Below are 21083 nucleotides of genomic sequence, written 5' to 3' on the forward strand. Positions count from 1 at the left end.
TCGTGCCGGCCACTGTCAAGCACCGGTTCCTGATCAATCGCGACTATGCCCGCCTGTGGTACGGGCAGGCCGTCTCGTCCACGGGAGACGTCGTCTTCAGCACCACCCTCGTCCTGTGGGTGGCCGATGTCCTGGCCAAGGACCAGTCGTGGGCGCCCGCGGCGGTGAGCGGCATCCTGCTGGCGGTGGGCGGCGCGGTGCTGTTCGTGGGTCCGATCGCCGGGGTGTTCGTCGACCGGTGGGACAAGATGCGCACCATGCTCGGCACCGAGGTGATCCGCGGCGTTCTGGTGGCGTTCCTGACGGTGGTGGCGCTCCTGCCCGCCGATGCGATCCCGGTCTGGGCCTGGCTCGCACTGATCTACACGTCCGTCCTCGTGCTGAACGCCACGGGTCAGTTCTTCGGGCCCGCGCGCCTGTCCATCATCAGGGACATCGTGACAGGCGAGGCCGACCGGGCCCGGGCGGCGGGCATCGCCCAGGGCACGGCCGGAGCCATCGCCATCGTCGGCCCGCCGCTCGCCGCGCCGCTGATGTTCAGCGTCGGGCTGCAATGGGCGCTGCTCCTCAACGCGGCGTCCTATGCCGTGTCCTACGCCGTCATCCGCTCGGTCCGCCGCGACTCCGCCCCCGACCCGGGCAGATCGGAGGGCTCGCAGCCGGGGCTGCGCAAGGAGTTCGTCGTCGGCCTGCGCTTCTTCGCGGGCAGCAGGTTTCTGGTCGCCCTGCTGACCCTCGCGGTGATCGGTCAGTGTGGCCTGGGCGCCCTGAACACGTTGAACGTGTTCTTCCTCACCGACAACCTGCACTCGCCATCTCATCTGTTCGGCTACCTCGGCACGGCGGAGGGCGTCGGCGGGATCATCGGCGCGCTGTGCGCCGGGAGGGTCGTGCAGTGGATCGGCGCCCGGAGGACCGCGTGGATCGGCCTGATCGTGAGCGGCGCGTTGCTGCTCACCTATACACGGCAGACCGAGTTCCTCGGCGGTCTCATCGTGCTCTCCCTGTTCGTGGTTCCCATCACCATGCTCAACACGGCGATGACGCCACTGCTGCTCGCCGCCGCGCCGAAGGAGTATCTGGGCCGGGTCATGGCCGTGTTCTATCCGGTCACGCAACTCGCCTCGATGCTGGCCGCGTCGGCTGCCGGTTGGCTGGCCAGCACCGACCTGCGCAACCTCGACGGCTCGCTGGCCGGGGTGCGGTTCGGGCCGATCGACTCGATCCTCGCTTTCTCAGGCCTACTCATCCTGATCGCCGGTGTCTACGCGAGGGCCGCCCTGGCCGCCGCGGAACGGTCGACGTCGGCGGCCCCGGCTGCCGAACACGGATGATGACGACGGGACTACCGGAACTACACCGGGAGCAAACCGCATCGATACTGCGATCCCACAGCATTACGTCATGTTCGCTCCTCCTGATCGGAGTCCGGGGTCCGCGATCGACAGCGGGACGGCCAGGCGTCGGCACGCCAGGCTCGGGCCGCGGCGGGCGGCGGGTCCTGCGCTGAGCGGCTGCACGACGTGCGGATCCCAGGACGTCCGGGGATGCGTCAGCATCGGGAATGACGCCCTTCCTTCGCCGATCGCCGCGGCGCTGTCGCTCGCCCCGTCGTTGACGGCCCGGGAGGCGTCGGTCTTCGAACTGCTCGGCCTCGGCTACGACAACCGGTCCATCGCCAGAATGCTGTCGATCAGCGAACGTACGGCCAAACGGCACATCACCGCGATTCTCGCCAAGCTGCGGTTGGAGTCGCGGCTCCAGGCAGGACTCACCGCGATGCTCGTGAGCCTGACCACCCAGACGGACCTGGCACGCCAGACGCGCGCGTGACGGTCACGTGGCGTGCCTTCGGACCGCCAGGCGGTCGTCGCCGGCGAGGGTGGTGAGCAGGCGCCGCCTCACCCGGTGACCGACGTCAACGAAGCGGAGCCTCTGATCATCTGAGGCTCGGCTTTCGCTACTGATCGGAGTATCCGGCCAATTCCGGGAACGTGCCTTCGGGTGCTTCGTAGTAGCGGGCGATCGATGCGCGGTAGGGCAGGGCGCCGGGCTGAAGGTGGCGGCGTTCTAGACGTACGCCGGTGCATCGTTCGGCGAGCGCCAGCGCGGCCTCGATGTATTGAGGGAAGAAGTCGTCGTCATCGGGGTCGAACTCTGGAAGCATGCCGAGCTCTTCGAGGTCTTGGCGTAGCCGTCCAGGATCGGCGCTCAGGGTCCAGTGCGGGGACATCGGATCGAGGTAGGCGACGGTCCGGCCGTCGATGGCATGGACGAAGTGGGAGTGATGGTTGACGTTGCGGGAGATACTGGCCATCGACGTACCAGCTGACAGGTCCCGCACCACGTTCCGCAGGATTCCGGCAGAGCCACCCCATTCCACCATGACCGATCCACCTTCGGCGCGGCCCACTTCGACCGTAGGGAAGCCTTCCTGATCGGGGTCCTCCGTCAACCCCAGCCGACGTAGCACGTCTTCCGGTGTGAGCCCGGCTATGAAGCTGAAACAGAACTCCGGCCGGCGAGACTGGCCCCACCACGCGTACTCGCCCGTCGTGGCCTTGCTTTTGCCGGCAGCGCTCAAGGTGCTCGCGTCTCCTCGCACTGGGGAAGTCCTGATCATCCTGACAAGGGACACCGACGTTTTGGTGCGCTCGAAGTAACTCTGCTCAGGCACTTGGCCTGGCAGGTTGGGTCCGATCACCGTCAGCTTCGACATGGTCTTCCCGCACGGCTGCTACCTCGTCAGCGAGGTGGAGGCGGTCAAGGACTTCGACGCCTCGGCCGACGGCCACTTCGTGCAGGCGCGGGACAAGCCACTGAGCTGGGCATTGAGCTGGTCATAGATGACCGTGGTTGCCCCTCGTTACCCTCCTTAATGGCCCGCTGGTGGCCCGGCGAACTGCCTACGGGCTGGGCTCCTCGACAATCCATCCTCGGTCGAGGCTGCGGAGCAGTTCTCGGACTAGCCCTCGCGCCTGCGTGTCGTGCTCTGCGATGACGCGCATGGTGTCGGCTGCTTGCTCTAACCGCTGCATGATTGTGGGGATGATTTCGACTCGATGTCCGTCCTGATCTGTGTACGCTTCGAAACCCGGTTCGGGCTGGAAGCACCCCCACCAATCCAACAGGATGTGCAGGGCGGCGTTCCTCGGTGCGCCCGGACAGGTGGAAATGATGTGCAGCAACACATCTGTGCCTACGACAGCAGCCGGGTAGAGCGTGCCCGCGTGATCATTACCGACGGCTGAGCGAATACCGGCGCCCGGATCCTGGTCAGCCCATGTCGTCCGCATCAAGGCCCTGAACGCCTCCGCCACGCATTGGGGCGAGTACCACTTCGGGCCGGGAATTGCAGCCCAGTCCACCGATCGGGGGTCCACGCAGGCCAGCGTACGAGGAGGAGCCCTCCCGTGGCCCTACATGCGCGGCGCGTACTGTCCGCGCTCCTGATCACCCCGTGTGCCGTCGACCCGCCCGAAGGGAAAGCGGCCTTGGTCTGCTCGGCTTGTCCCGGGTCGATGGGGGGCGGCGTGATCAGGCCCCTACCTCAGCCACTTATGGTCAGTCAGGCTGAGCAGGCCCTGGGAGATCACCCGGAGCCGGAGTGCCCCCGCCGGAGGCGAGGTCTTGTCCGGAGTCCAGCGCGTGACAAGATGGTGCCCATGTCGATCAAGCGAAAGGACCGTGGCGCGTAGACGCCCGGCGCAGGTTCGGGCCGGTGCTCCGCGCCCCAAGCAGGTAACCGGCGCTTAGCCCGAGGTCATCTCCGGTTTGTCCCGGCGGGGTGATCTCGCAGTCGCTCATCTGGAGCGTAAGCGCTACTGGCCAGGCGCCGCGGCAGAAGCATTGCGCGCCTGGTTGTTGTTCTTACAGGACCCCTGGGATCACCGCTTTGATCCAGCGCAGTCGTGCGGGGAGATGCTCTGCTGTCCAGATCCTCTGGAGCTTTACGAGTTCTTGGACGCCGTCATCCAAGTCTGCCCAACGAGGGATGCGCGCGTGCTACGCAAGAAGATCGGCGAACTCGACGATCGCTGGCAAACGTACCTTTTGACTCGAACACGGTGAACCGGTCGCGATGATGCGGTGCTGGCATATGCAGGCGGAATATGGCGGGCGGCCCGAGCTGCCGGCGGCGGGATCGTTCCCCAGTCCGCACGCCCGGCCGCCGAGCGAGCGACAGGCCGCGAGGCGGCGCGCAGCGCCGCCGACTTGAAGGCAGGACGGCGGAGCGTGGGCATTCCGCAAGCGATCATCTCCGCGCTGCGTGAGCAGCTTACAAGCTACGTCCAGGACGATCCCGACACGCTCCTCTTCCCCGGCGCTAAGGGTGGCCCGTTGCGGCGGAGCGGCTTCAACACCCGTACGCGCTGGGTGGACGTGGTCAAGCCTTCCCGATCTTCACTTCCATGATCCCCGTTACACCGGCAACATGCTCGCCGCCGAGTCGGGCGCGGGGCTCAAGGACCTCACGGCCCGGATGGGTCACGACAATGTCCGGGCCGCGATGATCTACCAGCACGCCGTACGGGGCGCTGACAAGACGATCACTCACGCGATCGATCGGCATATCAGTGAGCAATCACGTGATCGGGAGGATCGGACAAGTTGACCCTGAGTACACTCGGCGCTCTTGCCAAGATCAGAGCACGGAGCCGTCATGACGAAGCCTCGTAAGGTCGGTCCTGTTGGGTGCCTCGCTCTCGCCTACTCCGGCCTTGTGCTAGCCCTGGGCGTCTACTCGATCGTGGTCCTGCTGACGGTCCGGGATCCGATCCTGCTGTCCGGGGTAGCGCTCATGTTCCTCACGTTCCCCCTCGGCTGGTTGATCTGGCAGGCATGGGACCTTCTGCCGGGCGAGCTGACGAATCCGATCGTGCTCACCCTGCTCCTCATGGGCGCGGGCTGGTTCCAGGCATGGCTGGCCTCGCGCTTCCTGCGCTGGCTGGCTGGCCGGAGCGGATCCTCCTAATTGCACGGAAGATCGAACAGGTGGCAAAAATGATCAAGGCCCGGGTGGGGATCTATTCCCTGACCTGGGCCTTCGCTCGTGGAGCGGGTGACGGGAATCGAACCCGCGCTGTCAGCTTGGGAAGCCTTTCAAGATCACGCCATCTGAGCTGGGCAAACGGTGACCTGGACCTACGGCGGTCGAGTCTCCATGAATTCCCCTTGCTTCCCGCTGATCACCGACCGTACGGGCACGCAACGGGCACGCGGCGCGGCTGGTGTCTCTGGAGGATGGGTGGAGGGCGAGGGCTATGTCCTGTGGATGGACTGATCTGCTGCCTCAGCCAGTGAACTCCCTAGAAAGAGTCGGGGGAAGTGTCGTAGGCGAATGACAGGATTCTCGTTGTGGCAGATGTAGACGATCTCATGCGGCGGGTATCGGCGAAGGCTCTGTGGGTCGAAGGGCAGTTGGCCCCTACCGTGGAGGCGGAGGAACTGGTTCAGGCGGAAAAGCAGCTGGGCTTCCCGCTGCCTCCGGTGCTTGCCAGGCTTTACTGCGAGGTGGCCAACGGCGGGTTCGGTCCCGATTACCAGTTCTTCCCGCTTGTGGGAGCGGGGCGTACCGCGGTGAGTGTCTACCTTGAAGAACGCTCGATGTCGCTTTCCTGTGATGCAGCCTCCTGGCCTGCGGGAGTCCTGCCGATCCTCGACTGGGGCTGTGGCATGTACGCCGCCGTGGACTGCCAGAGTTCCGAGGGTGCCGTGTTGCTCTTCGAGCCGAACGCGATCGTCGGCGACGATCGGCACCTCGCCTGGTTCGTCGACTCCGAGTGCCTGATCGATTGGCTGGAAACCTGGCTATCAGGCGGGGGTTGGTATGAGGAAGACGCCGACGGCGGCGATCACATGCAGCCGTGGGAGCTGGCTAGGGCTCGCTTGTCGCAAGGTGGCTAAGATACCGCTCTGCGCTTGGTGACAAAGGAATCGGACTCGCGCCGTCAGCTTGGAAATTGCATGGATCATGCCTCGTGGGGCGGCCGACCTGGGCTTCGGGCGCGTCATGAGTTACCGTGATTGACCCCTCGTCGCCCTGTCTAATGCACGCTAGTTGCACGACGATCAAGTGCATCCGTTGCTGTTCGATCAGCTAGGGAAGTTGCTCTCGGAGCCTCAGCCACTGGTCAAGCCTTCTCGCCGTCGGCGTCGTCGACAAATAGTCCCGGATATATTGGGCTGGCCCCAGCAGGTTCTTGCACCGGCGGAGGGCCAGGATCTCTGTCCGGGGCCGCTGTTGCCAGTTGATGGCCCACTCTGTGGCTTGCTCCAGTTGCAGAGGGAGGGCCGCCAGGATGTCCGCGGCGAGTGCGTCGGGGTTCCACAGGGATGAGCCCATGGGGCCGAGATCGTTAATCAGGCCTGCGCGCAGGTAGAAGCGGCTTGCATTGGCGCTAGTCGTATCTAGACCTGCGGCCTCGGCTCTGCCAAGCGCGTATATGGCTGTCTCTGCCCACATTCGCTGTCCTTCGCCCTGCTCGGGTTGACGGGCGTAGAAGCTGGTCAGCTCCCAGGCGCTGAGCCAGTAGTTGATGAGGGTGGAAGGATCGTCGACCACGAGGTCACTTTCTCATGCGCGGCGCGCACACTCCGCCTGGCTGATCACCCCGTCTGCCGTCGACCCGCCCGAAGGGGAAGCGGCCTTGGTCTGCTCGGCTTGTCCCGGGTCGATGGCGGGCGGGGTGATCAGGCCCCTACCTCAGCCAACTACGGCCGGCCATGATGAGCGCAGCCTTGGTGATCAGCCGGAGCCGGAGCGCTCTGCCGGAGGCATTGACGTTCGGCTGAAGGGGGCGAGAGGGAGCGAATGTCGGGTCGAGTCGCTACCTTGTCGGGACCTGGAGGCAGATGGACTAGGGAGTGCTGACTATGGACATCTCGCGGGCTGATATCGCGTGGTTGTACCCCGAGTGGGGCTTGGGTGATCTCTGGTGTCTGACCTTCGTTCGGGACGTTGATGAGGTTGAGGCTCTTCGCCGGATGGGTGCCAGGGAGGAGAGCATTGAGCCGCTCACGTACGAGCAGTTGATTGATGGGGGGCTGTTTCCCGACACGGTTCTGGCTGGACGCCTGGGCGATTGGACCGCGCTTATCGAGGTGTACGGGTGGCACGCCACAGAGATCGACACCCTACGGGCACTGTCGAGCGGGACAGAGTCCGTATCTGTCTTACGGCACGACTACGCAAGTGATGACTTCGCGTATGCAGTTGACGGGGAACTGATCACTTGCTTCAACCCTGGCATTCCCGCCTGGCGCTCCGGTAGTGAGCCGGATCGTCTGGTGAATGTGATGCGGGATGCGGGCTTCGATCCCGGCTACACGCCAGGAGACAGCCACGACGGTGCGAGCCGCAGACGTCCAAACGTGGCTTCGGCACTGCTGCTCATGGCAAGGCTTACCGGGGTGATGCTGACGGAGGAGATCCTGAACGGACCGTGGCTGGGTGGCACCGTCGCCTAAAGCCTGTGGTGGGGTGCCGATGGTCGGTGCGTGGATGGCTACGGCGGGATGGGTGCGCGGTGGGCGGCCCGAGCTGCTGGCGGCCGGGACCGGCCCCCAGGCCGCATGCCCGGCCGCCGCCCTTGATTTCTAAGCCGGAGGCATGAGGACGAGGGCGATCCGATCAAAAATTCTCAGGCGCTCCCAAGTGGGATGGGAGCGCAACCATTCGGCGCTCCAGGGCTCAGGGCCTTCCTCGGTAAGATCGTTAGTGAGACGGTCGATCGCGTCCAGGTAGCTCGCCACCTCGTCACTGATCCATCCGGCCTCCCTTGATTGCCAAGAAGCTTGAAACGCGTCGCAGAAATCAAGGGCCAACTCGTCCGGTCACATCACCGACCTGAGCCACTCGATCTGATCCGGGGCCGACAGCGCTAGATGTGCCAGTGCCTCACGCAGGAGCTTCCAGTTAGCCAGGGCGAGTGCCTCTCGCTTGTCTGCGTGTCGCACAGTTTCATCCTGCCGTACGGGCATCCCGCCAGATTGATCACCTAGTCTGTCGCTAACCTGGGAATCAAGAATCTCGTGGCCCGGACACGACATTGTCCGAGTCGCGATGATCTACCAGTGCGCCGTACGGGGTGCCGACCAGGCGATCAGGGACGCCATCGACCGGCAGATCATCCGGCGCGATGACGACGAGGGCGACCACCCGGCCGGGCTGCTAGGGCCGGAGCGTGGCCCCATTCGCCCTGGCCAGGAACCGTTCGACTCCGTCGGGGTTCTTCAGCACATGGAGTTCGGCGGTGCCCGCGTGTTCGGCGATCGCGTCCATCACAAGGGGCAGAGCGCGACACCGGTAGGTGAGGACCCAGCGCCAGAAGGTCAGACCCTCGCGGGATCGGCGCAGCGCACGCCAGGCGCAGCGCCAGAGCGGAAAGTCCAGGACGACCACCGTGTCAGCGGCTCGTAGACGGACGTCGAGGACGTCGTAGGGGCCCAGGTCACCATCGAGGACCCATTGGGGCGCATCGACGAGCCGCCGCTGAACGACCTCCCACTCCTCCTTGGGGGTGGGAGAGAGCCCGGTGCTCCAGAAGCGCTTGTCCAGTTCGACGACCGGCAGCGACAGCACCTCACCGAGCCGGACCGCGAGCGTGGACTTGCCCGCGCCACCCCGTCCGAGGACCACGACCCTGTTCATCCCGCCTCCTCAGCCTGTTCCTGAACCAGTTACTCATGAACCGAAGATCTGGACTGCGAACAGAGCCTGGCTCCGGTGGGCTGACCAAGGGCTAACCGCACGCTAATGGCACGCGAAGATCGAAGACCGTCAGAAACAATCAAGGCCTGAGTGTGGAAACTATCCCTGACCTGGGCCTTCGTACGTGGAGCGGGTGACGGGAATCGGACCCGCGCTGTCAGCTTGGGAAGTCTTTCAAGATCAAGCCAGCTGAGCTGGGAAAACTACAACCTGGGCCTACGGCGGTCGCGTGACCGTAGGCCCCGTGGCTTCCCGCTGATAGCCATCCGATCGGGCACGTAACGGGCACGGCCACCGTGTCCCTGACGCTAGCGAGATCGCGAGCGTAGACTCTGAGCATGAGCGCTGGGCATGCGCATGAGGAGCTTCATCACCTGGTGGATCGGCTGTCGCCGGACCAGGCGGGCCGGCTGCTGCGGTTGGTCAAGACGGACCCGGAACTCGCTGAGGCCGCGAACGAAGATCTGTCGGAGCCGGTACGGCGTCGTCGGCTGTCGATCGCGGGGATCGGCGCATCCGGAGAGGGCGATCTGTCAGAACGGGTCGAAGATCTGCTGGCGGAGCGATTCAATCGGTCGGTGTGACCGCTACGCTCCTGGACACAGGGCCGCTGATCGCCGTTGTCGATCGCGATGACAAGCACCATGCCTCGTGTGTGCGACTCCTTGAGCAGTTGGAAGGGCCGTTGCTTCTGCCCTCAACCGTCCTTATCGAGGCCGGTTGGACGATCAACAGGCACATGGGACCGGCCGTACACGCGCAGTTTCTTGATCTCGTCACGGCAGAGTTCGAGCTGGTCGATCTGCTTGCCGCTGACGTACGACGTATGGCCGAACTCGTCCGGCTCTACAAAGATGCTCGCCTCGACCCTGCCGATGTGTCCGTGGTCGCAATCGCCGAGCGTCTGGGAATCACACAGATCGCGACGATCGACCGGCGCGATTTCGGACTGATCCGGCCGCGGCATGTGGCGGCGTTCAGGCTACTGCCGGAGGTGCTCGCTTAGATCTTGGAGCGGGTGACGGGAATCGAACCCGCGCTGTCAGCTTGGGAAGCTGATGTTCTGCCATTGAACTACACCCGCGTGACGGGCAGTGGAGCCCGTCGCTGCCCCTACTGTAGCGGATTCAAGGGGTGCTCCTGCAGTCCCGACGCGAAGATCCCTGACACCGGCGCTCAACGGGCCTACTAGCCTGGCACCGTGCTGCTTTCCGATCGTGACCTTCGCGCCGAGATCGAGTCGGGCAGGGTGAAGCTCGACCCGTACGACCCGGTGATGATCCAGCCGTCCAGTGTCGACGTACGCCTGGACCGCTACTTCCGGGTGTTCGAGAACCACCGGTACCCGCACATCGACCCGGCGATGGAGCAGCCCGACCTGACCCGGCAGGTGGAGCCGGAGGGCGACGAGCCGTTCATCCTGCATCCGGGGGAGTTCGTGCTGGCCAGCACGTACGAGGTGATCAGCCTTCCGGACGACATCGCCTCACGGCTCGAAGGCAAGTCGAGCCTGGGCCGGCTGGGACTGCTCACGCACTCCACGGCCGGGTTCATCGACCCCGGTTTCCAGGGGCATGTGACGCTCGAACTGTCGAACGTCGCCACACTGCCGATCAAGCTGTGGCCCGGCATGAAGATCGGCCAGCTCTGCATGTTCCGGCTCAGCTCGCCCGCCGAGTTCCCTTACGGCTCGGACCGGTACGGTTCGCGCTATCAGGGGCAGCGGGGGCCGACTCCCAGCCGGTCGTTCCTCAACTTCCACCGGACGAGTATCTGAGCGGAACCTGGCAACAAGTGTGTCACGGGAGCCCTTCCGGGCAGCTGGGAGGGGAAGAGTAGGTTACAAGTGGGCCTGCATGGCCTGAACTTCGCATTTCAACTGGTAACCCGTACCCTTCTCTGCGGACCGTCCCCGCACACTGGAGAAACGACGTGCGCCTGCGTCTCACGCCCCGTGAGGACAGCTACTACGACTTGTTCGCCGACTCGGCGAACAACCTCGTCACCGCATCGCGTCTGCTGGTCGAGATCATCAGCGACGGTTCGGACCGTGACGCCCTGGCCGAGAAGATGCGCGCCTGCGAACACGCGGGTGACGAGCGCACTCACGCCATCATGAACCGGCTCAACGAGAGCTTCATCACGCCCTTCGACCGTGAGGACATCTACCGCCTCGCGTCGAACCTCGACGACGTGATGGACTTCATGGAGGCCGCCGCCGACCTGATCGTCCTCTACCAGATCGACCACCTGCCCAAGGAGGTCGTACGCCAGGTGGAGGTCCTGGAGAGGGCGGCGGAGCTCACCGCGGACGCGATGCCGCGCCTGCGCTCTATGCAGCACCTCAACGAGTACTGGATCGAGATCAACCGGCTGGAGAACCAGGCCGACCAGATCTACCGCCGGCTGCTGGCCAAGCTCTTCAGCGGTGAGTACGACGCGCTGACCGTGATGAAGATGCGCGAGGTCATCGAGCAGCTCGAACTCGCCGCGGACGCCTTCGAGCACGTCGCGAACACGGTCGAGACGATCGCGGTCAAGGAAAGCTAAGTGGAGCTCGCGCTTGTCATCAGCGTGGTCGTCATCGCACTGGTGTTCGACTACACGAACGGCTTCCACGACGCCGCCAACGCGATCGCCACGTCGGTCTCCACCCGGGCGCTGACCCCCCGGGTGGCGCTGCTCATGGCGGCGGTCATGAACTTCATCGGCGCCCATCTCGGCACCTCGGTCGCCTCGACCGTGGGGAAGGGGATCATCGACGCTCCGGACGGCAGGCACGGCCTGATCATCGTCGGCGGGGCGCTGTTCGGCGCCATCGTGTGGAACCTCATCACCTGGTACTTCGGCCTGCCGTCGTCGAGCAGCCACGCCCTGATCGGCGGGCTCGTCGGCTCGGCACTGGCGGCGAGCGCGTCCGTGCACTGGAGCGGGGTGATCGAGAAGGTCGTCATCCCGATGGTGCTGTCCCCCGTCGTGGGGCTCCTCCTGGGCGCGGTCATCATGATCGCGATCTTGTGGATCTTCCGCAGGGCCAACCCCCACCGGGCCAGCAAGGGGTTCCGGTACGCCCAGACGCTGTCGGCGGCCGCGATGGCCCTCGGTCACGGCCTGCAGGACGCGCAGAAGACGATGGGTGTGATCTTCCTCGCCCTGGTCGTCGGCGGCTACGTCTCTCCCGACTCGCACATCCCCGAATGGGTCATCACCTCATCGGCGCTCGCGATCTCCCTCGGCACGTACGCCGGCGGTTGGCGGATCATGCGCACCCTCGGCCGCCGGATCATCCACCTCGACCCGCCGCAGGGCTTCGCGGCCGAGGCCGCCGCGGCGAGCGTGCTCTACACGGCGGCCCTCGGGTTCGGCGCGCCCATCTCGACCACCCACACCATCACCAGCGCCATCATGGGCGTCGGCGCGACCAAGCGGCTGTCGGCCGTACGGTGGGGCATCGCGGGCAGCATCGTGACCGCGTGGGTCCTGACGATCCCGGCGGCGGCCGTCGTGGCCGCGATCGGCTACTTCATCCTCAACCTCGTCCTCGGCTGACCCGGCGGGCCGGCGCCCTCTCCCGGGACCGGCCCGCCGTCGTCACCGGCGGTACATCACGTCCGTGATCCACCGGGTGAACCCGAGCGACTCGTAGAGCCGGACCGCCGCGGCGTTCTCCTCGTCCACGTAGAGCATCACCCGGGCCAGGCCGAGGCCGCGCAGGTGCGCGAGCCCGGCGATCGTCAGCGCCCGGCCGAGGCCCGTGCCGCGTTCGCCGGGCCCGACCCCCACGACGTACACCTCCCCGATCGGCTCGCCGTCGTCGCCGTCGCGGTGCACCTTGGTCCAGTGGAAGCCCACCGGCGTGTCGTCCCGTACGGCGAGGAAGAAGCCGGCGGGGTCGAACCACGGTTCGCGTTCGCGCAGTTCGAGGTCGTCGATCGTCCAGGAGCCCTGCTCGGGGTGGGCGGCGAAGGCCTGCGCGTTGAGCGCGAGCCAGGCCTGCTCGTCGCGCCCGGGCTCGAACGTGCGCAGCCGTACGCCTTCGGGGAGCGGGGCGGCGGGCAGGGGCTCCGCCAGCGGACGGCGCATCCGCCACAGCGACCGCGCCCGGGTCAGGCCCGCGCTCCGGGCGAGGCGGGCGGCGGCGGGCAGGTCGCCGTGCGCCCACAGGCGGAGCCTGCCGCCGCTCGCCTCCAGCACCGCGTCGAGCAACCGCCGGCCCAGGCCGAGCCCGCGGAAGGCCGGGCGCACCACGAGTTCGCCGCTCGGTCCCTCCTCGGGGCCGGCCGGGTCGCCGGGCGGGTCCAGGTGGGCGAATCCGGCGAGGTCGCCGTCCTTGTGCAGCAGTACGGCTCTCGCCCCCGGCACGGCGCCGTAGCGCACCTGGAGCATCACGTGCTCGTTGAGCGGTCGTACCCCGTCGGCCTCGGCGGCCGCCTCCACCAGAGCGAGCACGGCCGTAACCTGCTCGTCGCCGAGACTTTCCGTGATCTCCACGCGTACGTTCATGCCTGGCACGATAGGCGAGGGGCCGGCGCGCCCCGGCGGGGGGCTTCGGCAATAGACGCCAGCCGTGGCCTCCCTGAATCGTTATCTTTGCGCCATTTCCCGATCAGGTCGCCGTTCTACTGTCGGGGGTCATGACCCGAGCATCCCTGACGCGACTGGCCGTCGCCGGCGCCGCGATCCTGGGCGCCGCGGCTCTCACCGTGAGCCCGGCCGTCGCCGATCCCGCTTCGAAGGCTGCCGCCCCCGCGGTCTCCAATGGAACGAACCATGGGCCGAAGCACCCGGCCGGGCACGGCCACCAGCCCGACCCCTCCGTCTCCGTCCGGTTGCTGACCATCAACGACCTGCACGGCAACCTGGAGCCCCCGACCGGGTCCGGCTCCCGGATCCTCGACCCCAACGGGCCGCTCACCGACACGGACGGCTCCCTCACCGGCATCGCCGGTGCCAAGTACTCGATCGCCGGCGGAGCCGCCTACCTGGCCGCGCACCTCAAGCAACTGCGTACGGACAACACCCTGCTGGTGGGCGCCGGCGACCTCATCGGCGCCTCGCCGCTGCTGTCCGCGGCCTACCACGACGAGCCGACCGCCGCGCTGCTCGACCAGCTCGGCCTCGCCACCTCCTCGGCGGGCAACCACGAGTTCGACGAGGGCATCAACGAGCTCAAGCGCATCATGAACGGCGGCTGCCACCCGGTCGACGGCTGCTCCCCGGCCGGGACGTGGAAGGGCACGAGCTTCGACTACCTCGGGGCCAACGTGCAGAAGGAGTCGAACGGCGACTACGCCCTGCCGCCCTACTTCGTCAAGAAGATCAACGGGATGAAGGTCGCCTTCATCGGTCTGGTGACCCAGACCACCCCCAGCATCGTCACCGCCTCCGGCATCGCGGGCCTCAAGTTCACCGAGGAGATCGCGGCCGCCAACAAGGTGTCGAAGCTCCTCGCCCGCCACGGCGTCAAGGCGCAGGTCGCGCTGGTGCACGAGGGCGACGGCATCACTCCCAACCAGGACCCCAGCTCGTGCCCGGTCGTCCCCGGCGCCGGCTCGCGCATCGCCAAGGGGCTCGACCCGCAGATCGACCTGGTCATCAGCGGCCACAGCCACCAGGCGTACGTCTGCAAGGTGAAGGACCCGGCCGGTCAGGACCGCGTCTACACCCAGGGCTCCTCGTTCGGCCGCGCGATCACCCAGATCGACTTCAAGATCGACCGTAGGACCAAGGACGTCATCCGCTCCAGCGTCGTCGCCAAGAACAACGTGGTGACCCGCACCGTCACCCCGGACTCCGACACCGAGACGTACATCAACACCTGGAAGGAGCGGGTCTCGACCGTCGCCAACAAGCCGATCGGCAAGATCACCGCCACGATCGGGCGGGGCAGCAACGTCGGCGAGACCCCGCTCGGCGACCTGATCGCCGACGCGCAGCTGGAGGCGACCAAGACCGGCGGCAACGCCGAGATCGCGCTGATGAACCCGGGCGGCGTCCGCGCCGACCTGACCTTCCCGCAGAGCGGCGCCGAGGGGGACGGGGTCGTGACGTACGGCGAGGCCTTCACGGTGCAGCCGTTCAACAACCTCATGCAGGTCGTCACGCTCACCGGGGCCCAGCTGAAGGCGCTGCTGGAGCAGCAGATCTGGAAGGTCGACCCGACCACGGGCGGCATCACCCAGCGGATCCTGCAGCCGTCCTCGTCACTGACCTACACCTTCGACACCACCAAGCCGGAGGGCTCGCGGGTCTCCGACATCAAGATCAACGGCACCGCGGTGACCGACACCCAGCAGATCCGGGTGGCCGCCAACAACTTCCTCGTCGGCGGCGGCGACGGCTTCACCGTGTTCACGCAGAGCACCAACCTGTGGAGCGGCCCGCTGGACATCGACGCGCTGGTCGCCTACATGGGCGCGCACTCGCCGATCGCCCCGCCGGCCACCGGCCGGATCAACCTCATCCGGTAAGGGACGGAGAACACCGGAAGGCCCGCCCCCGCAGCGGGGGCGGGCCTTTCCGGCCGGAGTCAGCGTCTGACGGTCTCGGCCTCGGCCTGCTGCTCGCCGCCGCGGTCGGGCACGAACCGGTAGCCGACGTTGCGGACCGTTCCGATGAGCGCCTCGTACTCCGCTCCCAGCTTCGCCCGCAGCCGCCGTACGTGGACGTCCACGGTCCGGGTGCCGCCGAAGTAGTCGTAGCCCCAGACCTCCTGGAGCAGCTGGGCCCGGGTGAAGACCCGGCCCGGGTGCTGGGCGAGATACTTGAGCAGCTCGAACTCCTTGAACGTGAGGTCGAGCGCCCGGCCGCGCAGCCTGGCCGTGTAGGTGGCCTCGTCGATCGACAGGTCACCGCTGCGGATCTCGTCGGGGACGTCCTCCGTGGCGGCCAGCGACAGCCGCCCGACGGACATCCGCAGCCGGGCCTCCACCTCCGCGGGGCCGGCGGTGTCGAGGATGACGTCGTCCACGCCCCACTCCGCCGTCATCGCCGCCAGGCCGCCCTCGGTCACGATCGCCATCAGCGGGCAGGTGACACCGGTCGTGCGCAGCAGCCGGCACAGGCTCTTGGCCTGCACGAGCTCACGGCGCGCGTCGACCAGGATGGCGTCCGCGGGCGGCGCGTCGATCAGAGCGGAGGCCTCGGCCGGGGCGACCCGCACCGAGTGGAGAAGCAGTCCGAGTGCCGGGAGCACCTCCGCCGACGGCTCCAGAGCGTTGGTCAGCAGGAGCAGATTGCTCACATGAGCCTCCTCGCACCATGTCGGCTCGGCGCCGTTTGCAGCACTGGAAACCGCGACAGCCGTACAAACACGTAAGGACCCGGGGGCTACATCGCCCGAGTCCATTAATCCGTAGGGTAGCCCACACGAACTTTGCGTCCAATCCGCGTCACCCGTGTGAACAACACGTCACGTGGTTTAAGACCGTAACGTGGCGGTGACGGAGAGCTTTCATGGAGGTGACATGATTCGGACGCCGACCGAGACGCGGCTCACGAGGGGAGCGGGCTGACCATGGCAACGGGGACGATTCGCTACTGGGCGGCGGCCAAGGAGGCCGCCGGGACGCCCGAGGAGGCCGCCGACGCGGCGACGCTGGCGGACCTGCTCGCGCGGATCGGGGGGGACCCGGCCCTGGAGCGCGTGCTGCGCCGGTCGTCCTTCCTGATCGACGGCGCCCCGGCGGGCACTCGCGACCCCGCCACGATCACGCTGCCCGAGGGATTCGTGGTAGAGGTTTTGCCCCCATTCGCCGGGGGATGAGCGGCACGTGCCTCTCCCGTCAAGCTTCACCCCTCACGGCGTCCGGAGTGGGTGTGCGTCGCTCCGGACATTGTCCGTTCTCGGGGCAAATCTCGCGGGCAGGGGCACTACGCTGAATCGTACGGGCGCCTTCGGAGGAGTCGGATGCGCAAGCTGGTCGTGGCCGTGGTTATGCTCGCCATCCTGCTCGTCGTGCTCGACCGGGTGGCCGTGGTCGGCGTGCAGCGGGAGATCGCCCGCCAGATCGAGGCCCAGTACGACCTGGCGCAGCCGCCCTCGGTGCAGGTGAAGGGGCTTCCGTTCCTCACGCAGGCGTTCTCCGGCAGATACGAGGAGATCGCCATCGGCATCGGCGAGGTGGAGCGGGAGGGCGTCCAGCTCGAACGCATCGACGCCACGCTCTACGGCGTGACCGCCCCGCTCGCCGACCTCATCCAGAACGCCGCGGCCGCCAAGATCGGGGCCGACCGCGTGGTGGGGACCGTGGTCATCTCGCGCCAGACCCTGTCCGCCCACGCGCCGAAGGGCATCAAGGTCGAGGGCACCGGCGACGACAAGCTCCGCGTCTCGGGCAACGTGACCGTGCTGGGAAACCAGGTGCCGGTCACCGCCGACATGAAGATCGAAATGATCAAGGACGGGATCCGGCTCACGCCGGCGAGCGTGCGGCTCGCGGGCGCGATTCCGGTGCCGAACCCCGAGCGGCTCATCTCCTTCACGGTCCCGGTGAAGAACCTGCCGCTGAACCTGCGCATCACCCGCGTGACCTCGACCAGTGAGGGACTCGCGGTCCAGGGCACCGCGAGTGATGTCTCCTTCAAGTGACGGCCCACGTGACGATGGTCACAGTGCCGAACCGGCCGGCCGTTTCGTACGTGAAGAAGGTGTGAGTCCAGCCGGAACCGCCGACGAGGAGCTCGTACGCGCGCTTTTCGAGGATCACGCAGGGCCGTTGTACGGCTACGTACTGCGGCTGACCAGTGACCCGGGCAGGGCGGAGGACGTGGTGCAGGAGACGCTGCTTCGGGCCTGGCGCAACCCCGGGGTGCTCGAAGGACGCCCGGTGCGCGCCTGGCTGTTCACGGTCGCCCGCAACATCGTCGTCGACCAGCACCGGGCCCGCAGGTCCAGGCCGCAGGAGACGGGGGACGAGGCGCTCGCCGTGCTGCCCGCCGACGACGAGCTCGACCGTGCCGTCGAGTCGTGGGGGGTCGCGGAGGCGCTGGCCTCGCTCAGGCCGGAGCACCGGGAGGTGCTCATGGAGACGTACTACCGGGGGAGATCGGTGAAGGAGGCGTCGGAGATCCTCGGCATCCCGCAGGGGACGGTCAAGTCGCGGACCTACTACGCACTCCGAGCGCTCAAACTCGCCCTGGAGGAACGGGGGCTGGCACCATGACCTGCGAGGAGGTGCGGATCTCACTCGGCGTGTACGTCCTCGGGGCGCTCGACGCCGAGGAGACCGCCGAGGTCGAGGCCCACCTGGAGACCTGCGCGGAGTGCCGGGCGGAGCTGGCCGCGCTGTCGGGGCTGCCGCCCCTGCTGGCGCTCGTGTCGGCCGAGGACGTCGAGCGCGCCGCCGCGCCGCCGCGCGCCGTGCTCGACCGGCTGGTCGCCGCGTCGGCGAAGCGGGGGCGCCGGTCCCGCGTGCTGCTGGCGCTCGCCGCGTCCGTCGTCGTCGCGGCAGTGGGCGGCACGGCCTGGCTGTCGGCGGCGCAGACGTCGTCGCAGGACACGGCGGCGGGGTCGGCCGTCGCGGCCCCGCGGTACGCGACCGGGCCCGAGAGCAGGCTTGAGGGCGCGGCCGGCAGTGCGGCGGCCGGCGGCGCCGCCTCGGACGCCGCTTCGGACGCCGCCGCGGCCCAGGCGCCCAGAACCGGCAACGACGAGATCCCGCGAATCTTCGACGCTTCCGCCTCGCCTGTGCCCTCATCCGGCACCGTGGCGAAGAAGGCCGAGCAGCCGCCCGCGGAGGCGACCGTCACCACCTCGCCGGAGGCTCGCGGCAGCAACGGCGACATGCGGCTGACCGTACGGCTCGTCCCGCAGGAGCGCGGGACGCAGGTCGTCGCGAGGGTCGCCGGGGTGCCCGCGGGGACGGTGTGCGCGCTCCGTGTGGTCGGGAAGGACGGCACCGTCTCGGTCCTCGGCACTTGGACGGTGGAGCGCGGGGAGTACCGCGGGCCGAAGATGGTCTTCGAGGGCTCGACGGCGCTGAGCCCCGATCAGATCGAGCGCGTCGAACTCGCCGGCGCCGACGGCCGCACACTGGTCGCCGCCAGGCTCTGAGCGTCCTGTGACCTTTCCGTGACCCGGGCCGGGAATCAGCTCCGGCGTACCGAGGGTTGCAGACGGCGATGGCAGGCATCGCGACCCTTGTGACCACACTCGTCGTGGGTGTGGTCGCCGGGCTGGTCATGCGGCGGCGCGACGGGAGGATGCGGGCAGTGGAGAACGTCCCGGCGACAGGAGGCGACCGCGGCGCGGGCCCGGCCGCGCAATGGGCCGCGGATCTCGGCGCCGATCTGGGCGAGCGGGCCACGCTCGTGCAGTTCTCCACCGCGTTCTGCCAGCCCTGCCGGGCGACCCGCCGGATCCTCGGCGAGGTGGCCGGCCTGGTGCCGGGCGTGCGCCACGTCGAGATCGACGCGGAGTCGCGCCTTGACCTCGTCCGGCGGTTCGAGGTGCTGCGCACCCCCACGGTGCTCGTCCTCGACGGCGCGGGAAACGTGGTCAAGAGGGCGTCGGGCCAGCCGCGCAAGGCCGACGTGATCGCCGCTCTCGGTGCCGCCGTGGATGGAACGTCTCAAAATCCGTCTCACCCGTCGGACAAGGTGTGACAGATGTCGAGACGGAAGGTACTGTCGTGGCCATGACTCCCACGACAGAGCTGCTCACGAAGCGGCGTGCGGTGGACTTCTGCCGCGTCGCGACATCGCTCTGTCGCATCGCCTGAGGGTGATTCCTGCGGCTTCGCGCCGCGTTCCAAGAATCCTTCAGGAGCGTCCCACGATGCAGATAGATTCTCGTGGCCCTCGATTCAACGCGGCTGTGACCACGTTCGTCCTCGCGGTCGTGCTGGTCACGCAGAACCCTTGGGTGCTCGCCGCACAGGCGGTCGTCTTCGCGCTCGGCGCCGCCGACGCGTCGCCGTACGGGTTCGTCTTCCGCCGGTTCGCCCGGCCGCGGTTGCGGCCGCCGGCCGAGCTGGAGGACGCGGCGCCGCCGAGATTCGCGCAGATCGTCGGCCTGGGGTTCGCGCTCGTGGGACTGATCGGATTCGCGGCGGGAATCACCGCACTGGCCTTGGGTGCGACAGCAGCGGCACTGCTGGCCGCCTTCCTCAACGCAGCGTTCGGCTTCTGCCTGGGCTGCGAAACGTACCTGCTCATCCGCCGTCTACAACCTGGGAGAATCCAATGAGCCGCTCCGCCGTTCTGGTGGACGCCGACTGGGTCGAGGCCAACCTCGACACGCCGGGTGTCGTGCTCGTCGAGGTCGACGAGGACACCAGCGCCTACGACAAGGGTCACATCCGCGGTGCCGTGAGGATCGACTGGAGGACCGACCTGCAGGACCCGGTCCGCCGCGACTTCGTCGACAAGGCCGGCTTCGAGGCCCTGCTGTCGTCCCGTGGCATCGCCAACGACGACACCGTGATCCTCTACGGTGGCAACAACAACTGGTTCGCCGCCTACGCCTACTGGTACTTCAAGGTGTACGGCCACGCGAACGTCAAGCTGCTCGACGGCGGACGCAAGAAGTGGGAGCTGGAGTCCCGCGAGCTGGTCAAGGACGCGGTCGAGCGCCCCGCCACCCAGTACACGGCGCAGGAGCCCGACAACGACATCCGCGCCTTCCGCGACGACGTCGTCGCCGCGATCGGCAAGCAGAACCTGGTCGACGTGCGCTCGCCCGACGAGTTCACCGGCAAGCTGCTCGCCCCGGCCCACCTGCCGCAGGAGCAGGCGCAGCGCGGCGGCCACGTGCCGACCGCCCGCAACATCCCGTGGTCGAAGGCGGCCAACGACGACGGCACCTTCCGCTCCGACGACGAGCTCCGCGAGCTCTACTCCGGCGCCGGTGTGGACCTCGGCAAGGACACCATCGCCTACTGCCGCATCGGCGAGCGCTCCGCGCACACCTGGTTCGTGCTGCACGAGCTGCTCGACCAGCCCAACGTCAAGAACTACGACGGTTCGTGGACCGAGTACGGCTCGCTCGTGGGCGTGCCGATCGAGCTGGGAGAGGCCCGCTGATGACCACCACACAGGGTTGCGCTGCTCCTGAGCAGACCGTCGCGCTGCCGGCCGGCATCGACCTGTCCAACCAGGCCGTGATCCAGGGCGTCGTCTCCGGCGCCGGCACGGCGTACGCCCGCCTGCTGGACCACAGCGGCGAGTTCACCGGCGAGGTCGTCGTCTCCGACGAGGGCGTCTTCCGCTTCTTCGCCGCTCCCGGCCAGTGGACCGTCCGCATCATCGCCGGCGGCGGTGTCACCAAGGACGTCGCCGTCGAGGCCAAGCTCGGCGAGGTCGTCCAGCTCTCGGTCGCCGTCTGATCCACCGCTTCACCCGAGGCCGGTGCGTTCCCGCGAACGCGCCG

Annotated in this window: 28 protein-coding genes and 1 tRNA gene; 22 read left to right on the forward strand and 7 right to left on the reverse strand. The window is 67.5% G+C overall.

Translation table 11 applies throughout. The features are described 5' to 3' along the window. Nucleotides 1–2: 2 nt before the first annotated feature. On the forward strand, nt 3–1334 hold the full coding sequence (locus HHX40_RS04365) for an MFS transporter (RefSeq protein ID WP_182879538.1): 1332 nt from the start codon (nt 3–5) through the stop codon (nt 1332–1334). 70 nt (nt 1335–1404) lie between these two features. Then, a complete protein-coding gene (locus HHX40_RS04370; RefSeq protein ID WP_182879539.1) occupies nt 1405–1833 on the forward strand; it encodes a response regulator transcription factor in 429 nt (142 codons plus the stop codon). A gap of 127 nt (nt 1834–1960) precedes the next feature. On the opposite strand, the gene HHX40_RS04375 is transcribed toward HHX40_RS04370, so the two are convergent. Next, nucleotides 1961–2584 carry a DUF6461 domain-containing protein gene (locus tag HHX40_RS04375; protein ID WP_182879540.1) on the reverse strand — a complete coding sequence of 208 codons (624 nt, stop codon included), beginning with the start codon at nt 2582–2584 and terminating at the stop codon, nt 1961–1963. A 106-nt stretch (nt 2585–2690) separates the two neighbouring features. Here HHX40_RS04375 and HHX40_RS36280 point away from each other — a divergent pair, with 106 nt between their 5' ends. Continuing rightward, nucleotides 2691–2846 (forward strand): hypothetical protein, encoded by a 156-nt coding sequence (locus HHX40_RS36280; protein ID WP_259403291.1) that lies wholly within the window; start codon nt 2691–2693, stop codon nt 2844–2846. A gap of 60 nt (nt 2847–2906) precedes the next feature. Here the strand turns inward: HHX40_RS36280 and HHX40_RS04385 are convergent, their stop codons facing one another. Then, a complete protein-coding gene (locus tag HHX40_RS04385) occupies nt 2907–3383 on the reverse strand; it encodes a hypothetical protein (protein ID WP_182879541.1) in 477 nt (158 codons plus the stop codon). A gap of 1052 nt (nt 3384–4435) precedes the next feature. Between HHX40_RS04385 and HHX40_RS04390 the strand changes: the two genes are divergently transcribed. From HHX40_RS04390 to HHX40_RS04400, 3 genes are all read left to right on the forward strand, one after another. Then, nucleotides 4436–4615 (forward strand): hypothetical protein, encoded by a 180-nt coding sequence (locus HHX40_RS04390; RefSeq protein ID WP_182879542.1) that lies wholly within the window; start codon nt 4436–4438, stop codon nt 4613–4615. A gap of 48 nt (nt 4616–4663) precedes the next feature. Beyond that, nucleotides 4664–4975 carry an SCO4225 family membrane protein gene (locus tag HHX40_RS04395; RefSeq protein ID WP_182879543.1) on the forward strand — a complete coding sequence of 104 codons (312 nt, stop codon included), beginning with the start codon at nt 4664–4666 and terminating at the stop codon, nt 4973–4975. Nucleotides 4976–5358: 383 nt separating this feature from the next. Then, nucleotides 5359–5907: an SMI1/KNR4 family protein gene (locus HHX40_RS04400; RefSeq protein WP_182879544.1), complete on the forward strand. Its 549-nt coding sequence runs from the start codon at nt 5359–5361 to the stop codon at nt 5905–5907. A 193-nt stretch (nt 5908–6100) separates the two neighbouring features. Here the strand turns inward: HHX40_RS04400 and HHX40_RS04405 are convergent, their stop codons facing one another. Then, nucleotides 6101–6565, reverse strand: a complete 465-nt coding sequence (locus HHX40_RS04405; protein WP_182879545.1) for a hypothetical protein — start codon at nt 6563–6565, stop codon at nt 6101–6103. A gap of 311 nt (nt 6566–6876) precedes the next feature. Here HHX40_RS04405 and HHX40_RS04410 point away from each other — a divergent pair, with 311 nt between their 5' ends. Next, on the forward strand, nt 6877–7470 hold the full coding sequence (locus HHX40_RS04410; RefSeq protein ID WP_182879546.1) for a DUF6461 domain-containing protein: 594 nt from the start codon (nt 6877–6879) through the stop codon (nt 7468–7470). A 703-nt stretch (nt 7471–8173) separates the two neighbouring features. Here HHX40_RS04410 and HHX40_RS04415 read toward each other — a convergent pair. Next, the gene (locus HHX40_RS04415) at nt 8174–8653 is read right to left on the reverse strand and encodes an adenylate kinase (RefSeq protein WP_182879547.1); all 480 of its coding nucleotides are present in this window, start codon (nt 8651–8653) and stop codon (nt 8174–8176) included. Nucleotides 8654–9051: 398 nt separating this feature from the next. Here HHX40_RS04415 and HHX40_RS04420 point away from each other — a divergent pair, with 398 nt between their 5' ends. After that, on the forward strand, nt 9052–9297 hold the full coding sequence (locus tag HHX40_RS04420; RefSeq protein WP_169953045.1) for a hypothetical protein: 246 nt from the start codon (nt 9052–9054) through the stop codon (nt 9295–9297). After that, entirely contained in the window at nt 9294–9719 is a 426-nt protein-coding gene (locus HHX40_RS04425) for a type II toxin-antitoxin system VapC family toxin (RefSeq protein WP_182877805.1), read from the forward strand. The genes HHX40_RS04420 and HHX40_RS04425 overlap by 4 nt, the downstream gene beginning before the upstream one ends. Nucleotides 9720–9723: 4 nt before the next feature. On the opposite strand, the gene HHX40_RS04430 is transcribed toward HHX40_RS04425, so the two are convergent. Continuing rightward, a tRNA-Gly gene (locus HHX40_RS04430) sits at nt 9724–9797 on the reverse strand. Between the two features lie 117 nt (nt 9798–9914). Here HHX40_RS04430 and dcd point away from each other — a divergent pair. The 3 genes from dcd to HHX40_RS04445 all read left to right on the forward strand — a co-directional run bounded on the left by dcd (nt 9915) and on the right by HHX40_RS04445 (nt 12262). Beyond that, nucleotides 9915–10490, forward strand: a complete 576-nt coding sequence (gene dcd, locus HHX40_RS04435) for a dCTP deaminase (RefSeq protein ID WP_182879548.1) — start codon at nt 9915–9917, stop codon at nt 10488–10490. Between the two features lie 155 nt (nt 10491–10645). After that, a complete protein-coding gene (locus HHX40_RS04440; protein ID WP_036328787.1) occupies nt 10646–11263 on the forward strand; it encodes a DUF47 domain-containing protein in 618 nt (205 codons plus the stop codon). Beyond that, on the forward strand, nt 11264–12262 hold the full coding sequence (locus HHX40_RS04445) for an inorganic phosphate transporter (RefSeq protein WP_182877803.1): 999 nt from the start codon (nt 11264–11266) through the stop codon (nt 12260–12262). It abuts the gene before it with no gap. A gap of 42 nt (nt 12263–12304) precedes the next feature. On the opposite strand, the gene mshD is transcribed toward HHX40_RS04445, so the two are convergent. Then, nucleotides 12305–13216, reverse strand: coding sequence for a mycothiol synthase (mshD, locus tag HHX40_RS04450; RefSeq protein ID WP_182879549.1), 912 nt, complete (start codon nt 13214–13216; stop codon nt 12305–12307). Between the two features lie 131 nt (nt 13217–13347). Here mshD and HHX40_RS04455 point away from each other — a divergent pair, with 131 nt between their 5' ends. After that, nucleotides 13348–15183, forward strand: a complete 1836-nt coding sequence (locus tag HHX40_RS04455; protein ID WP_182879550.1) for a bifunctional metallophosphatase/5'-nucleotidase — start codon at nt 13348–13350, stop codon at nt 15181–15183. Between the two features lie 59 nt (nt 15184–15242). Here the strand turns inward: HHX40_RS04455 and HHX40_RS04460 are convergent, their stop codons facing one another. Further along, the gene (locus HHX40_RS04460; RefSeq protein ID WP_182879551.1) at nt 15243–15956 is read right to left on the reverse strand and encodes a winged helix-turn-helix transcriptional regulator; all 714 of its coding nucleotides are present in this window, start codon (nt 15954–15956) and stop codon (nt 15243–15245) included. 273 nt (nt 15957–16229) lie between these two features. Between HHX40_RS04460 and HHX40_RS04465 the strand changes: the two genes are divergently transcribed. The 9 genes from HHX40_RS04465 (at nt 16230) to HHX40_RS04500 (ending at nt 21039) form a co-directional block, all read left to right on the forward strand. After that, a complete protein-coding gene (locus tag HHX40_RS04465; RefSeq protein WP_138460561.1) occupies nt 16230–16478 on the forward strand; it encodes a MoaD/ThiS family protein in 249 nt (82 codons plus the stop codon). Nucleotides 16479–16622: 144 nt separating this feature from the next. Continuing rightward, a complete protein-coding gene (locus HHX40_RS04470) occupies nt 16623–17303 on the forward strand; it encodes a DUF2993 domain-containing protein (protein ID WP_182874165.1) in 681 nt (226 codons plus the stop codon). A 61-nt stretch (nt 17304–17364) separates the two neighbouring features. Continuing rightward, nucleotides 17365–17877: a sigma-70 family RNA polymerase sigma factor gene (locus HHX40_RS04475; RefSeq protein ID WP_244301829.1), complete on the forward strand. Its 513-nt coding sequence runs from the start codon at nt 17365–17367 to the stop codon at nt 17875–17877. Next, nucleotides 17874–18767 carry an anti-sigma factor family protein gene (locus HHX40_RS04480; protein ID WP_182879552.1) on the forward strand — a complete coding sequence of 298 codons (894 nt, stop codon included), beginning with the start codon at nt 17874–17876 and terminating at the stop codon, nt 18765–18767. The genes HHX40_RS04475 and HHX40_RS04480 overlap by 4 nt, the downstream gene beginning before the upstream one ends. 68 nt (nt 18768–18835) lie before the next feature. Continuing rightward, complete coding sequence (locus HHX40_RS04485) at nt 18836–19318, forward strand: thioredoxin family protein (RefSeq protein WP_182879553.1); 483 nt, start codon at nt 18836–18838, stop codon at nt 19316–19318. A 32-nt stretch (nt 19319–19350) separates the two neighbouring features. Then, a complete protein-coding gene (locus HHX40_RS38110) occupies nt 19351–19434 on the forward strand; it encodes a putative leader peptide (RefSeq protein WP_396777579.1) in 84 nt (27 codons plus the stop codon). Between the two features lie 56 nt (nt 19435–19490). Next, on the forward strand, nt 19491–19901 hold the full coding sequence (locus tag HHX40_RS04490; protein WP_182879554.1) for a DUF4395 domain-containing protein: 411 nt from the start codon (nt 19491–19493) through the stop codon (nt 19899–19901). After that, nucleotides 19898–20737 carry a sulfurtransferase gene (locus HHX40_RS04495; RefSeq protein ID WP_111697715.1) on the forward strand — a complete coding sequence of 280 codons (840 nt, stop codon included), beginning with the start codon at nt 19898–19900 and terminating at the stop codon, nt 20735–20737. Before HHX40_RS04490 ends, HHX40_RS04495 begins: the two co-directional genes overlap by 4 nt. Further along, nucleotides 20737–21039 (forward strand): DUF1416 domain-containing protein, encoded by a 303-nt coding sequence (locus tag HHX40_RS04500; RefSeq protein WP_111697714.1) that lies wholly within the window; start codon nt 20737–20739, stop codon nt 21037–21039. Before HHX40_RS04495 ends, HHX40_RS04500 begins: the two co-directional genes overlap by 1 nt. The last annotated feature ends 44 nt before the right edge of the window (nt 21040–21083 follow it).

The sequence above is a fragment of the Microbispora sp. H10949 genome, assembly GCF_014161435.1.
GTDB lineage: Bacteria > Actinomycetota > Actinomycetes > Streptosporangiales > Streptosporangiaceae > Microbispora > Microbispora triticiradicis.